We start from the raw sequence: 17,116 nt of genomic DNA on the forward strand, positions 1-17,116 counted from the left end.
GCGTCAAGCACCCGAGAAGTGCTGGCGTACTGCTTCAGAAAGTAGCGTCTCCACTGCCAACGGGTGGCGGATCTTCAAGATCTGCCGGGGGGCTGACAATCAGGAGCGTGAGAGCTGCGGCCAATGAACCGCTTCGTGTCCAATTTCACCAACAAGTTGGATTCGAAGGGTCGTGTCTCGATCCCCGCATCCTTCAGGGCCGTGCTGGCCCGGGATGGATTCGAGGGGCTCTACGTGCACCCGGCGCTCGATGCGTCGGCGTTGGACGCAGGCGGCAACGTGCTTCTGAACGAGATCGATGCGTTCTTGTCGACGCTGTCGCCCTATTCGGACGAACGGGATCAGCTGTCGACGGCATTGTTCGGGACCAGCGAGATTCTGAAAGTCGATCCGGAGGGGCGTGTCATCCTGACGGACACAGTAAAAGTGCATGCCGGGATCGGCGATACGGTGACGTTCGTCGGACTTGGTCACAAGTTCCGGATTTGGGAGCCCGAACGCTTCCGTGCGCACTTGGAGGAGGCGCGCACGAAGGTCAGAGACCTGAAGAAAGCGTTGGGACACCGAGGTCTGGAACCGATGCAGAACACCTCACCAGGAGTACGGGAACGATGATGGGACGCGGCGACGGCCCAGGAGCCGGAGCCGCTGGCGGACCGTCCCGTCACGTTCCTGTTCTCCTGGCGGAGGTTGGCACGGCGCTCGATGCAAACCGTGGTGGCGTTTTCATCGACGGCACGTTCGGCGCAGGCGGCTACACGCGCGCCATTCTCGATGCCCATCCGCAGAACAAGGTGATCGCCATCGACCGCGATCCCGATGCGATCGCTGGCGGTGAACCGCTCGCGGCCAAATTCAAGAAACGTCTGATGCTCGTGCCAGGCCGCTTCGGCGACCTCGACGAGACCGCACACACACAAGGGTTTGACAGCGTCGACGGCGTGGTGCTCGACATCGGCGTGTCGTCCATGCAGCTCGATCAGGCCGAGCGCGGCTTCTCGTTCCGCAACGAAGGCCCGCTCGACATGCGCATGGAGCAGAGCGGCCCAAGCGCAGCGGATCTCGTCAATGAGTCGTCCGAGGCCGAACTCGCTGACATCTTCTATCATTACGGTGAGGAGCGGCGCGCCCGCGCCGTTGCGCGCGCGGTCATCGAAGCGCGCCGTCGCCAGCCTTTCGAGACCACGCGGCAGTTGGCCGATCTCGTGGCTTCTCTGATCAGGCAGGAGCCCAGCGGCATCCACCCGGCCACGCGCGTGTTCCAGGGGCTGCGCATCGCCGTCAACGACGAACTCGGGGAGCTGGCGCGCGCATTGCATGCGGCCGAGCGCATCCTCAAGCCCGGCGGACGTCTCGTGGTCGTCACGTTCCATTCTCTGGAAGACCGGATCGTAAAGCAGTTCTTTGCCTCCCGCACCGGGCGTGCGCCTACCGGCTCGCGCCATTTGCCGACGGCAGCAGCGCCTGAGCCCACCTTCGATGCGATCACCCGCGGTCCCATCGCTCCGAGCGAGCAGGAGATGGCGCGCAATCCGCGGGCGCGCTCGGCGAAGCTGCGCGCAGGCGCTCGCACCGATACGCCGCCGCAGGAGCCGTTGAGCGCCATCACCATGCTGGCCGAACTGCCGCAGACCGCCGAGAAAAAGGGAGGGCGCCGGTGATCCGACTGCTCCACATCATCGCGATCTCCGCCCTCATCGCATCGGCGGGCTACGCCTATTCGGTCAAGTACGAGACCCTCTACTATGTGGAGCAGGTGGCGAAGCTGAAGTCGCAGGTCAGCCGCGAGCGCGAGGCCATCGCCGTGCTGCAGGCCGAGTGGCAGTATCTCGATCGCCCGGACCGCCTCCAGGAGGCTGCCGACAAGCACCTCGATCTGCAGGCGCTGAAGATTCAGCAGCTCGCGCGTCTGTCCGACCTGCCGAACCGGCCATCCCGCGAGGACGAGATCGGCCGCAAGCTCGAAGCGCTCGGACTGCTCGAGCCGACCTCGACGCCGAAGGACAGGAATTCGGACGCCCGCACCCCGACGACTCAAACTCCGAAACGGTGAGCCTCGTGTCGCAAGAGCCCCAAACCGAATGGCAGGGTAAGAGCCTTCCCGCAAAACGCGGCGTGCTCGGGCACGCCCGCGAGCTGTTTCGCCTGCGTCATGACAAGAGCACGTCGCGCGTCGGCCTCGCGGCCGTGTGCTTCGTCGGCCTGTTCGGCCTGATCGGCGGGCGCCTTGTCCACCTCGCTTTGACCAGCGAAAATACGAGCGAAGTGCGCCGTGCGGCGTCGTCCGAGATCTCCGCTGCGCGCCCGGACATCGTCGACCGCAATGGCGATATCCTTGCCACCGATGTGAAGATGGTGTCGGTCTTTGCCGAGCCGCGCAACATCGTCGACAAGGACGAGGCGGTCGAGCTCCTCACCGCCGTGCTGCCCGATCTCGACGCCACGGACCTGCGCAACAAGCTCGGCACCAAGAAGGGCTTCGTCTGGGTCAAGCGCGAAATCACACCGCGCCAGCAGGCGGAAGTTCATCGGCTCGGCATTCCCGGTATCGGCTTCCTGCCGGAGAACAAGCGCGTTTATCCGAACGCCGAGGCCGCCGCTCACGTGCTCGGCTTCGCCAATGTGGACAATGTGGGCATCGCCGGCATCGAGAAATACATTGACAGCATGGGCCTGCAGGACCTCAACGGCGCAGGCTTCAACATCTCGGCCGCCGACCTGAAGCCCATCCAGCTTTCCCTCGACCTGCGTGTACAGCATGCCCTTCGCGACGAGCTTGCCAAAGGCATGGCGAAGTTCAAGGCCAAGGCCACGGCCGGCGCGATCCTGGACGTGAACACGGGCGAGATCATCGCGCTCGTGTCGCTGCCCGATTACGACCCGAACAACCCGGTCGATGCGCTGGATAAAGATCGGATCAACCGCATCAATGTCGGTGTGTTCGAGATGGGCTCGACCTTCAAGGCCTTGACGGTCGCGATGGCGCTCGATTCCGGCAAGTACAACATCAACTCGACCTTCGATGCACGCTCCGGCCTGCGCTACGGCCGCTTCACCATCGGCGACTATCATCCGACGCGGCGCGTTCTCTCCACGCCGGAAGTATTCGTGCACTCCTCCAACATCGGCACCGCCCGTATGGCGCTCGGCATCGGCGTCGAAGGCCACAAGGCCTTCCTGCGCAAGATGGGCCAGCTGACCCGCCTTGAGACGGAACTGCCGGAGAGTGCCCTGCCAATCGTCCCGCCGCGCTGGGGCGAACTCAACACCATGACCATCGCATTCGGCCACGGTCTCGCGGTTGCGCCGCTCCAGGCTCTCTCGGCCGTAGGTACCCTGGTGAACGGCGGCGTCATGATCAGGCCGACCTTCCTCAAGCGCACGCAGGAAGAGGCGCGCCAGAACGCCCTGCAGGTTCTCAAGCCCGAAACCAGCGAGGCAATGCGCTATGTCATGCGCCTCAATGCTTCGACGCCGGAAGGCTCTGCTGGAAATGCCTCGATTGCCGGCTTCTTCGTCGGCGGCAAGACCGGCACTGCGGAAAAGGTGATCAACGGCCGCTACGCCAAGAACAAGAACCTTACTACCTTCACGGCGGTGGTGCCTTCCGACAAGCCGAAATACGTGTTCCTCACCATCCTGGACGAGCCGCAGGCGGTGGAAGGCACCCATGGCTTCTCGACAGCAGGCTGGAATGCCGCTCCTGTGACAGGGAACATCATCGAGCGCATTGCGCCGCTGCTCGGCGTGCCGCCGCGCTTCGAGCCGCCGACTCAGCCGTTCCCGCTCATGTCGCGCCTCGGCGCCTGGGGCAGCAACCGATGAGTGCAGGGTCCATAAATCTCGGCGATCTTCTCGACCTCGCGGCAGGCGACGCTCAGGCGTCCCTTTCCGTGTCGAAGATCGCGTCCGACAGCCGCAAGGTGGAGCCCGGCACCCTGTTCTTCGCCGTGCCCGGCACCAAGGTGGACGGCATGAGCTTCGTGCCGCAGGCCGCTGCCGCAGGCGCGGTCGCCATCGTGGGCGAGGCTGAGCGTCCAGCCGATCTGCCGGAATCTGTTGCCTATGTGCAGGTGAAGGATGTGCGCCGGACGTTGGCTCTTGCGGCTGCGCGGTTCTACTCCAAGCAGCCTGAGAAGGTCGTCGCCGTCACGGGTACGAGCGGCAAGAGTTCGGTGGCTGACTTCATCCGCCAGCTCTTCGCGCATCTGGGCTACAAATCCGCCAGCGTCGGCACGCTTGGCATCATCACGTCGGACGGTGCAGCCTACGGCTCTCTCACGACGCCCGATCCGATCTCCCTGCATGAAAGCTTCGACCGCCTGGCAAATGACGGCGTCACGCGTCTTGCCATGGAGGCCTCTTCGCACGGCATCGACCAGCGCCGCCTCGACGGGGTGCGTCTGCATGCGGCAGGCTTCACCAATCTCGGGCGCGACCATCTCGACTATCACGCCACCACGGAAGCCTATGCGGCGGCAAAGCTTCGCCTCTTCGATACGCTTCTGCCGCAGGACGCACCTGCCGTCATCAATGCGGACGGTCCCTATGCAGACGTGTTCCTTCACGGCGTGCGCAATCGAGGCCTTGCGATCCTCACCACCGGCAGCGCCGGCGAGACCATCCGTCTCGTCGAGGCCCGCGCTGAAGGCTTCACGCAGGCGCTGACCATCGAGGCCTTTGGGAGGACATTCCAGACGAATCTGCCGTTTCTCGGCGCCTTCCAGGTCGAGAACGCGCTCGTCGCGGCCGGCCTCGTGCTGGCGGTCGAAGGCGAGGGCAGGGCAGCCGAGGTGTTCGAAGGCTTCAAGTTTCTCAAGGGCGTGTCGGGACGCCTGGAGCAGGTGGGCGAGACGGATGGAGCCATCTGCATCGTCGACTATGCCCACAAGCCCGACGCGCTTGCTCATGTGCTCGATGCTCTACGCCCTTTCGTGAAGGGAAAGCTTGTCTGCATCGTCGGCTGCGGCGGCGACCGGGATCGGGGAAAGCGCCCGCTCATGGGCCGCATCGCCGCCGACAAGGCTGATGTGGTTATCGTCACGGACGATAATCCTCGCTCCGAGGATCCGGCGGCGATCCGGGCCGAAGTGATGAAAGGCGCGCCTCTCGCTCGTGAGATCGGTGACCGCGCTCAAGCCATCCGCACCGCCGTGAACGAGCTTCGCCGGGGCGATATTCTCGTCGTGGCGGGCAAAGGCCATGAAACGGGCCAAATCATCGGCGACCGCACCCTGCCGTTCTCGGACCACGACGAGGTCCGGGCGGCCATTGCAGCGAGGCAGGGATGAATTCGCCCCTTTGGACATTGGACGAGATTAAAGCCGCCACCGGCGCCCGCATCGGCGCTGGCTTTGCAAAAGGCACGGGCGCGTCCATCGACACGCGGACGCTCGAGCCGGGCGATCTCTACTTCGCCATCAAGGGCGACGTGCATGACGGCCACGATTTCGTATTGGCCGCGCTGGAGAAGGGCGCGTCCGCTGCAATCGTGTCCGAGGAAAAGGCTCCTGCCTTTGCGGGCTCCGACAAGCTGATCGTCGTGCCGGACGTGCTCGACGCTATGCGCCAGATGGGTCGCGCGGCCCGTGCGCGCACGAATGCCAGGATCGTCGCCGTCACAGGCTCCGTCGGCAAGACCGGCACGAAGGAGGCCATGCGCCTTGCGCTCTCGCGCCAGGGTGCGACCCACGCGTCGGTTGCCTCCTACAACAACCACTGGGGCGTGCCGCTGACGCTCGCCCGCATGCCGCGCGAAACCGAATTTGGCGTGTTCGAGATCGGCATGAACCATTCTCATGAGATCCTGCCGCTCACCGGCATGGTCCGGCCGCATGTTGCCGTAATCACCACGGTCGAGCCGGTTCATATCGAGTTCTTTCCCTCGCTCTGGGGCATTGCGGACGCCAAGGGTGAGATTTTTTCAGGCCTGGAGCCCGGCGGCACGGCGGTCATCAACCGCGACAACGCCTATTTCGAGCGCATGCGCGCTCACGCGTTCGCCTCCGCGGCCGGGCGCGTGATCAGCTTCGGCGAGCATGAGGCGGCGGATATCCGCGCAAACCGCATCATCGTAAAGCCCGACCATTCGGTGGTCGACGCCACGATCTTCGGCCAGCCGCTGACCTACAGGATCGGCACAGCGGGCCGGCACCACGCGCTCAACTCATTGAGCGTGCTCGCAGCCTCCCATGCGCTCGGCGCGGATCTCGCGCTCGTGGCGCTCTCCTTCGCCGAATTGAAGCCCCCGGTCGGGCGCGGCGAGCGCACCATGCTCGCGATCGGGGAGGGCGAGGCCCTGCTGATCGACGAGAGCTACAACGCCAACCCGGCCTCCATGCGCGCAGCGCTGGCCAATCTCGGTGCGATCGAACTCGGGCGCGGGGCGCGGCGGATTGCCGTGCTGGGCGACATGAAGGAACTGGGCGAGATAGGGCCGCGACTTCACGCGGAATTGGCAGAGGCGGTTCGCACCCACAGGATTGACCTGGTCTTTGCCGCTGGCGCCCTGATGCAGAACCTCGTCGATGCGCTGCCGAAAGCCCTTGTGGCCGCTCATGCGGAGACCTCCGCCGATCTGGTCGACGCGGTCTGCGCGGCGATCCGTCCCGGCGATGCGGTGACCGTCAAAGGCTCGCTCAGCATGAAGATGGCCCTGGTTGTCAAAGCTCTGAAAGAACGTTACGGCGCGAGCTCAACGGCCCACGCGCTGAAAGGATGATCGATGTTAACCTGGTTGGCTGAGCTCAGCCCCTATTTCAGCCCTCTCAACATCTTCCGCTACATCACGTTCCGCACCGGCGGCGCAACGGCGACCGGCATGCTGTTCGTGTTCCTGTTCGGCCCGGCGATCATCTCGCTCCTGCGCGTGCGCCAGGGCAAGGGACAACCGATCCGCGAGGACGGGCCGCAATCGCACCTGCTGACGAAGCGCGGTACGCCCACCATGGGCGGCCTGATGATCCTCGCCGGCGTGCTGGTCTCGACCCTGCTCTGGGCGAATCTCGAGAACCACTATGTCTGGATCGTGCTGTTCGTCACCGTGGGCTTCGGTGCCATCGGCTTCTATGACGATTTTTTGAAAGTCACGAAGCAGTCGCACAAGGGCTTCTCCGGACGCTCGCGTCTCACCATCGAGGCGGTGATCGCTGTCGTGGCCTGTCTGGCGATCTCCTACATGGCCACGCCGGGATTGGCGAACAAGCTGGCGCTGCCCTTCTCAAAGGATCTGATCATCAATCTCGGCTGGTTCTACGTGATCTTCGCCGGTTTCGTGATTGTCGGCGCCGGCAACGCGGTGAACATCACCGACGGGCTCGACGGGCTCGCCATTGTGCCGGTGATGATCGCCGCCGGCACCTTCGGCTTCATCGCCTATCTGTCCGGTAACGCGGTGTTCTCCAACTACCTGCAGATCCATTTCGTGCCCGGCACCGGCGAGCTCGCCGTGCTCTGCGGTGCCCTCATCGGCGCAGGTCTCGGCTTCCTCTGGTTCAATGCGCCGCCGGCTCAGATCTTCATGGGCGATACGGGCTCCCTGGCGCTCGGCGGCATGCTCGGCGCCATTGCGGTCGCGGCCAAGCACGAAATCGTTCTCGCCATCGTGGGCGGCCTGTTCGTGCTGGAGATCCTGTCCGTGATCATCCAGGTGACGTCGTTCAAGCTCACCGGCAAGCGCGTCTTCAAGATGGCGCCGATCCACCACCATTTCGAGCAGCTGGGCTGGACTGAGCCGCAGGTGGTGATCCGCTTCTGGATCATCGCCGTGGTTCTCGCGATCACCGGCCTCGCCACCCTGAAACTCCGGTAAGACGCATGACGCCCGTCACCTCCTTCTCAGGCAAAACGGTCGCTCTCTTCGGTCTTGGCGGATCGGGGCTGGCGACGGCGCTTGCCTTGAAGGAGGGTGGGGCGCGGGTCATCGCCTGCGACGACAACCCGGCGAAAATGGCGGAAGCTGGCGCCAAGGGCATCGAGACTGCCGACCTGCGCCAGATCGACTGGTCGAAGGTGTCGTCCTTCATCCTCTCGCCTGGCGTGCCACTCACCCATCCCGAGCCGCACTGGTCGGCAAAGCTGGCGCGTGAAGCAGGCGTCGAAACCATCGGCGACATCGAGCTGTTCTGCCGCGAGCGGGCAAAGATTGCGCCGAACGCGCCCTTCATCGCGATCACCGGCACCAACGGCAAGTCCACTACGACGGCCCTTATCGCCCATATCCTGCGCGAAGCGGGGCGCGATGTGCAGATGGGCGGCAATATCGGCACGGCGATCCTATCGCTGGATCCACCCTCCGACAGCCGTATCCACGTGATCGAGTGTTCGTCGTTCCAGATCGACCTCGCGCCTTCGCTTGCGCCTACCATTGGCGTTCATCTTAATCTCTCACCCGATCACATCGACCGGCATGGGACGATGGAGCTCTATGCGGCAATCAAGGAGCGGCTGGTGGCGAAGGCGGGTCTCGCCATTATTGGCGTTGACGACCCGATGAGCCGTGCGATTGCAGCTTCCTGTGAAGCCAAGGGCGTGAACGTCGCCCGCGTTTCGGTCGAGCCCCTTGGTGTAAAGGGCATATTTGCAGACGAAGATACTCTTGTAGGAGTGACGGAGACCGATACAGCCGCTGTAGCCAATCTGTCGGGCATCGGCTCCCTGCGCGGCGCTCACAACGCGCAGAACGCCGCCGCTGCTGTCGCCATAGCCCTAGCTTTGAACGTACCCCCAGAGAAAGTTCGCTCGGGGCTTTATACCTTCCCCGGCCTGCCGCACCGCATGGAAGAGGTCGGTCGCATCCGGTCGACTCTCTTCATCAACGACTCCAAGGCCACCAACGCGGATTCCACCGAGAAGGCGCTGAAGTCTTTCGACGACATCTTCTGGATTCTCGGCGGCAAGGCGAAGGAAGGCGGCATCGAGCCGCTGAAGGAATACTTCCCGAAGATCCGCAAGGCCTATCTCATCGGCGCCGCTGCGGATGACTTTGCCGGGACGCTGGGCACGCAAGTTCCGCACGTCCATTGCGGCACCCTCGACAAAGCCGTAGAGCAGGCGGCATCCGATGCGCAGGCACTCGGTGCTCCGGCTGTCGTGCTGCTGTCGCCGGCCTGCGCGTCCTACGACCAATTTCCCAATTACGAAATACGCGGAAACCATTTCCGCGATCTGGTCCGGGCATTACCCGGCATCGAAGCCAAGGGGGCTTAGACATGGTGTCACGCGCGGAACGCTCGGCTTTCGGCGACTGGTGGTGGACGGTCGATCGTTCGCTGCTCGCAGGCCTCGCCATCCTCATGCTGGCTGGCCTCGTCTTCCTCATGGCGGGCGGTCCGCCGGTTGCGGAGCGACTCGGGCTCTCCACCTTCCACTTCGTGAACCGGCAGGTGATGTTCCTCGTCCCCGCCATGTTGATCATCGTCACGGTCTCATTCCTGTCCCTGCGCCATCTGCGGCGGGTGGCTCTCTTCGTCTATGCGGCCGGGATGGTGCTGATCCTGCTGGCGTTTCAGTACGGTCCCGAGATCAAGGGCGCGCATCGCTGGATCATGATCGGGCCGCTGGGTCTCCAGCCCTCCGAGTTCGTGAAGCCCGCCTTCGTGGTGCTCTCCGCCTGGGCCTTCTCGGAAGGCGCGCGGCGCAAGGACGTGCCGGGCACGTTGCTGGCCTTCCTGCTCCTGCCGGCCACCATCATCCCGCTCATCCTGCAGCCGGATTTCGGCCAGACCATGCTGGTCACCATCGTGTGGTGCGGCCTGTTCTTCGTCGCCGGCCTGCACTGGTTCTGGGTGATGGGCCTCGGTGGTGCAGGGCTCCTCGGCATCGGCGCGGCCTATCAGTTCCTGCCGCACGTGCGCGCCCGCATCGAGCGCTTCCTCGACAAGGATTCCGGCGACACCTTCCAGGTCGACACGGCTATGGAATCCTTCTCCCGCGGCGGCTGGCTCGGGCGCGGCCCGGGTGAGGGCTCGGTCAAGCGCATCCTGCCGGATGCGCATACCGACTTCATCTTTGCCGTGACGGCGGAGGAGTTCGGCATCGTGGTGTGTATCGCGCTGCTCATGGTCTTCGCCTTCATCGTGCTGCGCGGCCTCTCCTTGGCTCGCCGCAGCGAGGACACCTTCTGCCGCCTTGCGGCCACGGGCCTCATCTTCATGTTCGGCCTGCAGGCCTGCATCAACATGATGGTGAACGTCCACCTGATGCCGGCCAAGGGCATGACGCTGCCTTTCATCTCCTATGGCGGCTCGTCGCTGCTGTCTCTGGCGCTCGGCATGGGCTTCCTCATCGCGCTCACGCGGCGGCGCCCGCGCGCCGAGATGATGAACCATTTCGGCCAGGATCGACTTTGAGAATGAACGCTCCTCTCATCCTCCTGACCGCCGGCGGCACCGGCGGTCATCTCTTTCCGGCGGAAGCGCTTGCCAATGCTCTGAAGGCATCCGGCGCGAGGGTGGCGCTCGCCACCGACAAGCGCGCCAACGCCTATGCGGGCTCGTTCCCGGCCGACGAGATCGTCGAGATCCCCTCCGCCACGCCGTCAGGCCGTTCCATCCCGCAGATGGCGAAGGCCGCGCTTATGCTCGGGCAGGGGACCCTGAAGTCCATGTCGGCGATCCGCCGGATGAAGCCTGCGGTGGTCGTAGGCTTCGGCGGCTATCCCACCGTGCCGCCGGTGATCGCCGCCTCGCTCCTCAAGGTGCCGACCGTGATCCATGAGGCGAATGGCGTGATGGGGCGGGCCAACCGCCTGCTCGCCCGCCGCGCTACCGTGATCGCAACGGGCTTCGCCGACATCAAGGGCGTTCCCGCCAACGTGCCGGGCAAACTGATCCATACCGGCAACCCGATCCGTCCCGCGGTGCTGGAGGCGGCCAAGCAGGCTTATGCGCCGCTTGAACCCAACGGCAAACTTCGCCTCCTCGTGGTCGGCGGCAGCCAGGGCGCGCGGGTGATGAGCGACGTGGTGCCGCCCGCCATTGATCTTTTATCGCCAGAGCTTCGGTCCCGCATCGTCATCACGCAGCAGGCGAGGGGCGAGGACCTGGACCGGGTCCGCGATCATTACACGCGCCTTAATGTGGAATTCGAGGCCGAGCCCTTCTTCAAGGACCTGCCGCACCGGCTGGCGCAGGCTCATCTCGTCGTCTCCCGCTCCGGCGCCTCGACGGTGGCGGAGCTTGCGGTGATCGGCCGCCCCTCGATCCTCGTGCCCCTTCCGGGCTCGCTCGATCAGGACCAGGCGGCCAATGCCAAGACCTTAGGCGATCTGGGTGCCGCCATCGTTTGCCCGCAATCGGAGTTCACCCCTGAGCGGCTGGCAAACGAGATTCACGCCTTTTTTCAAGAGCCTGACCGCTTGACCAAAGCCGCCGCCGCCGCACATAGCGCCAGCATCACGGATGCGGCGGAGCGGCTGGCTCAAGCCGTTCTCACCCTCATTTCTGCGAATCATAACGGAAAAACCCCATGAAATTGCCGCCGAAGCTTGGACCCATTCACTTCATCGGCATCGGCGGCATCGGCATGTCGGGCATCGCCGAGGTCATGCACAATCTGGGCTACACGGTTCAGGGCTCGGATGCGGCCGACAACTACAACGTCAAGCGCCTGGCCGATAAAGGCATCAAGACCTTCATCGGCCACAAGGCCGAGAACGTAGAGGATGCCGAGATCGTGGTGGTCTCGACCGCCATCAAGCGCGACAACCCGGAACTGGTGGTGGCCCGCGAGAAGCGCCTGCCCGTGGTGCGCCGCGCCGAGATGCTCGCCGAGCTCATGCGCTTCAAGTCCTGCGTGGCGGTGGCCGGCACCCACGGCAAGACCACGACGACATCGCTCGTCGCAACGCTGCTGGACGCGGGCGGCCTCGATCCGACCGTCATCAACGGCGGCATCATCAACGCCTACGGCACCAATGCACGCATGGGCGACGGCCAGTGGATGGTGGTGGAGGCGGACGAATCCGACGGCACCTTCCTCAAGCTGCCGGCCGATGTGGCCATCGTGACCAATATCGACGCCGAGCATCTCGACCATTTCGGCACCTTCGATGCGATCAAGGATTCCTTCCACTCCTTCATCAACTCGATCCCGTTCTACGGCTTTGCCGTGATGTGCATCGACCATCCGACCGTGCAGGACCTCGTGGGCCGCATCGAGGACCGGCGCATCATCACCTATGGCGAGAACCCGCAGGCCGACGTGCGGATCATGGATGTCGATCCGCGCGGCGGGCAGACCAAGTTCCGCGTGATGATCCGCGACCGTCGCCCCGGCTTCCGCCTCGAACTCGAGGACCTCGTCCTGCCGATGCCGGGCGCACACAACGCGCTCAATGCCACGGCGGCCATTGCGGTGGCGCACGAGCTCGGCGTCTCGCCCGATGCGATCCGCAAGGCGCTCGCGGGCTTTGGCGGCGTGAAGCGCCGCTTCACCCGCACGGGCGAGTGGAACGGCGTCACGGTGTTCGACGATTACGGCCACCACCCCATCGAGATCGCCGCGGTGCTGAAAGCCGCGCGCGCCTCGACCGACGGTCAGGTGATCGCCGTAGTGCAGCCGCACCGTTATTCGCGCCTGTCGTCCCTGTTCGATCAGTTCTGCACCTGCTTCAACGATGCGGATGCCGTCATCGTCGCGCCGGTCTACGCGGCGGGCGAGCAGCCGATCCCCGGTATGGATCGCGACGGTCTCGTGTCGGGCCTGAAAGCCCGCGGCCATCGCAACGTGATGGCGCTGGAGAAGTCGGAAGAGCTCGCGGGCCTCGTCAAGGGCGTGGCGAAGCCGGGCGACTACGTGATCTGCCTCGGCGCCGGCAACATCACCCAATGGGCCTATGCGCTCCCCACTGAGCTTGAGGCTCTGGGCGAGAAGGCAGCCTGATGTTCGCCGACATCACCGCCGACTTGAAAGCCCGCATGCCCGAGCTGCGCGGCAAGCTGGAGGCGAATGCGCCGACGGCGCCCCTGTCCTGGTTTCGTACGGGCGGCCCGGCGCAGGTGCTGTTCACGCCGGCGGATGCGGACGATCTCGCGTATTTTCTGCAGCACCTCGACCGCAGCGTGCCGGTTCTTGTCGTAGGTCTCGGCTCCAATCTGCTCATCCGCGACGGCGGGTGGGAAGGGGTCATCATTCGTCTCGGCAAGGGCTTTACCGAAGTGACGATCGAGCCGAACCTGCGCGTGCGCACCGGCGCCGGCGCTCCCGACGTGAAGGTGGCGCGCGCGGCGGCGGAAGCGGGCATTGCGGGTCTGTCCTTCCTGCGCGGCATTCCCGGCGCCATCGGCGGAGCCTTGCGCATGAATGGCGGCGCCTATGGGGGCGAGACCAAGGATGTGCTGGTCGAGGCCAAAGGCGTGACCCGCACCGGCGAGGCGGTGACCTTCACCAACGCCCAGATGGGCTTCACCTATCGCCACACGAGTGTGCCGGACGACGTGATCTTCACCGAGGCGCTGTTCGAGGGCCGTCCCGGCAATCCGGAAGACATTCTGGCCGAGATGAACGCCATCACCGAGGCGCGCTCCTCGACCCAGCCGGTCAACACCCGCACGGGCGGCTCCACCTTCAAGAACCCGCCGGGCCAGAAGGCCTGGGAGCTGGTCGATGCCGCTGGGTGCCGGGGCTTACGGGTGGGCGATGCCCAGGTGTCCGAGATGCACTGCAACTTCCTGATCAACCATGGCTCCGCCTCCGCAGCCGATATCGAGGGCTTGGGAGAAGAGGTCCGCCGCCGCGTCCGCGAGACGTCGGGCGTGGAGCTGGAATGGGAGATCAAGCGGGTCGGGTTACCTAAGGCCTGATTCGAATCACTTTTGACCCGGCGCGCCGGGGCGCATGACGGAGAGAGACCATGGCGAAGCATGTTGCCATCCTTTATGGCGGCTGGTCGGCGGAGCGCGAGGTCAGCCTGGCGTCGGGCCGGGCCTGCTGCAAGGCCCTGGAGGACCAGGGCTACAAGGTCACTCCCATCGACGTGCAGTCCGATATCGCCACCGTTCTCCAGGCGGTGGCGCCGGACGTGGTGTTCAATGCGCTCCATGGGCGGGTGGGCGAGGACGGGACCATTCAGGGTCTGCTCGAACTCTTGAGAATTCCCTACACCCATTCCGGCGTCCTCGCCTCGGCGCTCGCCATGCAGAAGGACAAGGCGAAAATCGTCATGGAGGCGGCCGGCGTGCCGGTTCCAAAGGGCATGGTCGTTAACCGTTTCGAGGCGGCGAAAAGCCACGTCCTGCCGGCGCCCTATGTGATCAAGCCGATCAGCGAAGGCTCGTCCTACGGGGTCATCATCGTCCGCGAGGACCGCTCCCATCCGCCCCAGGAGCTGCTGCGCGAGGACTGGGCCTTCGGCGACCAAGTCCTTGTGGAATCATACGTTGCAGGCCGCGAGCTGACCTGCGCGGTCATGGGCGACAAGGCCCTCGGGGTCATCGACATCCGGCCCGCCACCGGGGTCTTCTACGATTATGACGCGAAATATGTGAAGGGGGGCTCCATTCACGTCCTCCCGGCAGAAATTAAACCGAATATTTACCAAAAGGTCCAAGAGTTGGCGTTAACGGCGCATCAAGCGCTCGGCTGTCGGGGAATCAGCCGCGCCGACTTGCGGTACGACGACACTCCTGGGGGAACCGGGGAACTCGTCGTTCTAGAAGTCAACACGCAACCCGGCATGACCGAGACGAGCTTGGTGCCAGAACTGGCAGCCCATGCGGGCTATACGTTTGGCGAGCTTGTGCAATGGATGGTGGAGGACGCTACCTGCAACCGATGACGGCCTACCCGGCCGGATTCGCCGTTGCGCGCGCTGCCTCCGGAGGCCGGAGGACCGCCCCCTCGTTCAAGCAGCCCTCCCGAATCAAAAAGCTGTTCGGCGCCTCCGGCAGCGTGCGCCGGCGCTCCTCGGCCGCTCCGATCGAGCAGCGCCTCCCGCGTTTCCTCGGAACCGGCCTGACACTTGCCTTTTTCTCGGCGGTCGTCGGCTACGGTCTGTGGCAGGGCGGCCATATCGACGATTTCATCCGCCAGCACGGCGAGCCGCATCATGCGCTGGCGCGGTCCGTGGGTCTCGGCCTCGAGCAGGTGACGATCTCCGGCATCTCGCAGATGGGCGAGAACGAGGTTCTCGCGGCGGCCGGCATCAACGGCAAGTTGTCGCTCGCCTTCCTCGACGTGAACGACCTGCGCGAGCGCCTCGAGCGCGTGCCGATGGTCAAGTCGGCGACCGTACGCAAGCTCTATCCGAACGAACTCGTCATCACGCTCGCCGAGCGCGAAGCCCATGCCATCTGGCAGAACAACGGCGAGCTCTTCGTCATCGCGGCGGACGGCACGGTGATCGATCTGATGCAGGACGAGCGCTATGTGAGCCTGCCTTTCGTGGTAGGTGAGGGCGCCAACGCCCGCAGCAAGGATTATCTCGCTCTGGTCGAGGCGGCCGGTCCGCTGAAACAGCGCATCCGCGCCGGCACGCTCGTTGCCGGGCGGCGCTGGACGCTGAAGATGGATAACGGCATGGACGTGCGCCTGCCGGAGCTCGGGGCAACTGACGCGCTGGCCCGTCTCGTGAAGCTCGAAAACGAGCAGAAGATTCTGGAAAAGGACGTGCTGGCGATCGATCTGCGCATGGCGGATCGCGTCGTCGTCCGCTTGACGGAAGAGGCCGCCTTGGCCCGCGCCGAGGCGCTCAAGAAAAAACCAATGCGCGGCAAGGGGGTCGATACATGAGTCTCTCGGGTCACGGTTTGACACCTCGCCTGAAGCCACTCTCCGCACGCAAGAGCGCCATTCTCTCGGTGCTCGACGTGGGAACGAGCAAGATCGTCTGCGTCGTGGCGGAACTGAAGCCGGCCGACGAGGTCGAGTCGCTGCGCAGCCGCACCCATGTGGCGCGCATTCTCGGCATCGGCCATCAGCGCTCCATGGGCCTCAAGGGCGGCGTTGTCGTCGATCTGGAGGCGGCCGAGGCTGCGATCCGTCAGGCGGTGCATGCGGCCGAGCGGATGGCGAAGGTCGAAATCCAGTCGGTGATCGTCAATCTCACTGGTGGGCGGCTCACGTCCGAGCATTTCGAGGCGCATGTTCCCGTGCGCGGCGCGGTCAGCGAAAACGATGTGCATCGCGTGCTCGATGCCGCATCGAGCTACGATCTGCGTCGCGGCCGCACGGTGCTGCACGCTCTACCTACGGGCTTTTCGCTCGATGCGCAGAATCACATCGTCGATCCGGCCGGCATGATCGGTGAGCGCCTCGGCGCGGATCTGCATGTAGTGACCTCCGAGGCTGCTGCTGCGCGCAACCTCATGATTGCGGTCGAGCGCTGCCATCTCGGCGTCGAGGCGGTGATTTCCACGCCTTATGCGGCAGGCCTTTCCGCTCTCGTCGACGATGAAGCCGACATGGGCTGCGCGGTCGTCGACATGGGCGGCGGCACCACGAGCGTGGGCATCTTCTCCAACGGGCATCTGGTCCACACCGATGCCATTGCGGTCGGCGGTCATCATGTGACCATGGACATTGCGCGCGGTCTCACGACCCGCGTGTCCGCTGCCGAACGGCTCAAGACCTTCTACGGCTCCGCCATCTCTTCGAGCGCGGATGACCGGGACATGATCGCGGTGCCGCAGGTCGATGAGGACGAACGGGACGTTCCGAATCATCTGCCGAAGTCGCACCTCGTTCGCATCATCAAGCCGCGGGTCGAGGAGGTTCTCGAACTCGTGCGCGATCGGTTGAAAGGTGCGGGCTTTGCAGCCCAGGCCGGACGGCGGGTCGTGCTGACGGGCGGCGCAAGCCAGCTCGTCGGGCTGCCGGAAACGGCGCGCCGCATCTTGCAGGGCCAGGTTCGTGTCGGGCGTCCGCTCGGCATCAAGGGTTTGCCCGAAGCGGCAAAGGGCCCTGCCTTCTCGGCGGTGGTCGGCCTCCTGGTTTATCCGCAGGTGGCACACATCGAGTATTTCGAGCCGCAATCCAGCGGCTTGTTTCAGAGTACGGGAACCGACGGCTACTTCTCGCGAATGGGCCGTTGGATTCGCGACAGTTTCTAAGACGAGTAACGCGTTGGCGCGGCGGGCCATCGTGAGAGTTAAAGTTAGCAAAGGTCAGCGTCAGCCAA

The 17,116-nt window shown here is 64.6% G+C and carries 15 protein-coding genes; all 15 read left to right on the plus strand.

From position 1 onward, the window contains the following. Nucleotides 1-123 precede the first annotated feature (123 nt). From VB618_RS12520 to ftsA, 15 genes are read left to right on the plus strand one after another with little or no spacing between them, the layout of a single operon-like run. Entirely contained in the window at nt 124-615 is a 492-nt protein-coding gene (locus VB618_RS12520; protein ID WP_329796997.1) for a division/cell wall cluster transcriptional repressor MraZ, read from the plus strand. Next, nucleotides 612-1,661, plus strand: a complete 1,050-nt coding sequence (rsmH, locus tag VB618_RS12525; RefSeq protein WP_329796998.1) for a 16S rRNA (cytosine(1402)-N(4))-methyltransferase RsmH — start codon at nt 612-614, stop codon at nt 1,659-1,661. The genes VB618_RS12520 and rsmH overlap by 4 nt, the downstream gene beginning before the upstream one ends. Continuing rightward, the gene (gene ftsL / locus VB618_RS12530; protein WP_329796999.1) at nt 1,658-2,053 is read left to right on the plus strand and encodes a cell division protein FtsL; all 396 of its coding nucleotides are present in this window, start codon (nt 1,658-1,660) and stop codon (nt 2,051-2,053) included. Before rsmH ends, ftsL begins: the two co-directional genes overlap by 4 nt. Beyond that, a complete protein-coding gene (locus VB618_RS12535) occupies nt 2,050-3,825 on the plus strand; it encodes a peptidoglycan D,D-transpeptidase FtsI family protein (RefSeq protein WP_442931769.1) in 1,776 nt (591 codons plus the stop codon). Before ftsL ends, VB618_RS12535 begins: the two co-directional genes overlap by 4 nt. Continuing rightward, nucleotides 3,822-5,291, plus strand: a complete 1,470-nt coding sequence (locus tag VB618_RS12540) for a UDP-N-acetylmuramoyl-L-alanyl-D-glutamate--2,6-diaminopimelate ligase (RefSeq protein WP_329797000.1) — start codon at nt 3,822-3,824, stop codon at nt 5,289-5,291. The genes VB618_RS12535 and VB618_RS12540 overlap by 4 nt, the downstream gene beginning before the upstream one ends. Beyond that, on the plus strand, nt 5,288-6,721 hold the full coding sequence (locus VB618_RS12545) for a UDP-N-acetylmuramoylalanyl-D-glutamyl-2,6-diaminopimelate--D-alanyl-D-alanine ligase (protein WP_329797001.1): 1,434 nt from the start codon (nt 5,288-5,290) through the stop codon (nt 6,719-6,721). The genes VB618_RS12540 and VB618_RS12545 overlap by 4 nt, the downstream gene beginning before the upstream one ends. A 3-nt stretch (nt 6,722-6,724) precedes the next feature. Continuing rightward, nucleotides 6,725-7,810: a phospho-N-acetylmuramoyl-pentapeptide-transferase gene (gene mraY / locus VB618_RS12550; RefSeq protein WP_329797002.1), complete on the plus strand. Its 1,086-nt coding sequence runs from the start codon at nt 6,725-6,727 to the stop codon at nt 7,808-7,810. 5 nt (nt 7,811-7,815) lie between these two features. After that, entirely contained in the window at nt 7,816-9,207 is a 1,392-nt protein-coding gene (gene murD / locus VB618_RS12555) for a UDP-N-acetylmuramoyl-L-alanine--D-glutamate ligase (protein WP_329797003.1), read from the plus strand. Nucleotides 9,208-9,209: 2 nt separating this feature from the next. Next, on the plus strand, nt 9,210-10,349 hold the full coding sequence (locus VB618_RS12560; RefSeq protein WP_329797004.1) for an FtsW/RodA/SpoVE family cell cycle protein: 1,140 nt from the start codon (nt 9,210-9,212) through the stop codon (nt 10,347-10,349). Continuing rightward, the gene (murG, locus tag VB618_RS12565; protein ID WP_329797005.1) at nt 10,346-11,470 is read left to right on the plus strand and encodes an undecaprenyldiphospho-muramoylpentapeptide beta-N-acetylglucosaminyltransferase; all 1,125 of its coding nucleotides are present in this window, start codon (nt 10,346-10,348) and stop codon (nt 11,468-11,470) included. The genes VB618_RS12560 and murG overlap by 4 nt, the downstream gene beginning before the upstream one ends. After that, nucleotides 11,467-12,882: a UDP-N-acetylmuramate--L-alanine ligase gene (gene murC, locus VB618_RS12570; protein WP_329797006.1), complete on the plus strand. Its 1,416-nt coding sequence runs from the start codon at nt 11,467-11,469 to the stop codon at nt 12,880-12,882. Before murG ends, murC begins: the two co-directional genes overlap by 4 nt. Further along, nucleotides 12,879-13,802, plus strand: a complete 924-nt coding sequence (gene murB, locus VB618_RS12575) for a UDP-N-acetylmuramate dehydrogenase (RefSeq protein ID WP_329797207.1) — start codon at nt 12,879-12,881, stop codon at nt 13,800-13,802. Before murC ends, murB begins: the two co-directional genes overlap by 4 nt. Before the next feature lie 50 nt (nt 13,803-13,852). Beyond that, a complete protein-coding gene (locus tag VB618_RS12580; protein WP_329797007.1) occupies nt 13,853-14,776 on the plus strand; it encodes a D-alanine--D-alanine ligase in 924 nt (307 codons plus the stop codon). Beyond that, the gene (locus VB618_RS12585; protein WP_329797009.1) at nt 14,743-15,729 is read left to right on the plus strand and encodes a cell division protein FtsQ/DivIB; all 987 of its coding nucleotides are present in this window, start codon (nt 14,743-14,745) and stop codon (nt 15,727-15,729) included. Before VB618_RS12580 ends, VB618_RS12585 begins: the two co-directional genes overlap by 34 nt. Then, entirely contained in the window at nt 15,726-17,048 is a 1,323-nt protein-coding gene (gene ftsA / locus VB618_RS12590) for a cell division protein FtsA (RefSeq protein WP_329797010.1), read from the plus strand. The genes VB618_RS12585 and ftsA overlap by 4 nt, the downstream gene beginning before the upstream one ends. Nucleotides 17,049-17,116 lie beyond the last annotated feature (68 nt).

Source organism: Microvirga sp. CF3062 (assembly GCF_036314045.1).
GTDB lineage: Bacteria > Pseudomonadota > Alphaproteobacteria > Rhizobiales > Beijerinckiaceae > Microvirga.

What these genes read in the sequence shown, in the direction of transcription:
- VB618_RS12520 (WP_329796997.1), top strand. Translation starts at nt 124, where the DNA reads ATGAACCGCTTCGTGTCCAATTTCACCAACAAGTTGGATTCGAAGGGT.
- rsmH (WP_329796998.1), top strand. Translation starts at nt 612, where the DNA reads ATGATGGGACGCGGCGACGGCCCAGGAGCCGGAGCCGCTGGCGGACCG.
- VB618_RS12540 (WP_329797000.1), top strand. Translation starts at nt 3,822, where the DNA reads ATGAGTGCAGGGTCCATAAATCTCGGCGATCTTCTCGACCTCGCGGCA.
- VB618_RS12545 (WP_329797001.1), top strand. Translation starts at nt 5,288, where the DNA reads ATGAATTCGCCCCTTTGGACATTGGACGAGATTAAAGCCGCCACCGGC.
- mraY (WP_329797002.1), top strand. Translation starts at nt 6,725, where the DNA reads ATGTTAACCTGGTTGGCTGAGCTCAGCCCCTATTTCAGCCCTCTCAAC.
- murD (WP_329797003.1), top strand. Translation starts at nt 7,816, where the DNA reads ATGACGCCCGTCACCTCCTTCTCAGGCAAAACGGTCGCTCTCTTCGGT.
- VB618_RS12560 (WP_329797004.1), top strand. Translation starts at nt 9,210, where the DNA reads ATGGTGTCACGCGCGGAACGCTCGGCTTTCGGCGACTGGTGGTGGACG.
- murC (WP_329797006.1), top strand. Translation starts at nt 11,467, where the DNA reads ATGAAATTGCCGCCGAAGCTTGGACCCATTCACTTCATCGGCATCGGC.
- VB618_RS12580 (WP_329797007.1), top strand. Translation starts at nt 13,853, where the DNA reads ATGGCGAAGCATGTTGCCATCCTTTATGGCGGCTGGTCGGCGGAGCGC.
- VB618_RS12585 (WP_329797009.1), top strand. Translation starts at nt 14,743, where the DNA reads ATGGATGGTGGAGGACGCTACCTGCAACCGATGACGGCCTACCCGGCC.
- ftsA (WP_329797010.1), top strand. Translation starts at nt 15,726, where the DNA reads ATGAGTCTCTCGGGTCACGGTTTGACACCTCGCCTGAAGCCACTCTCC.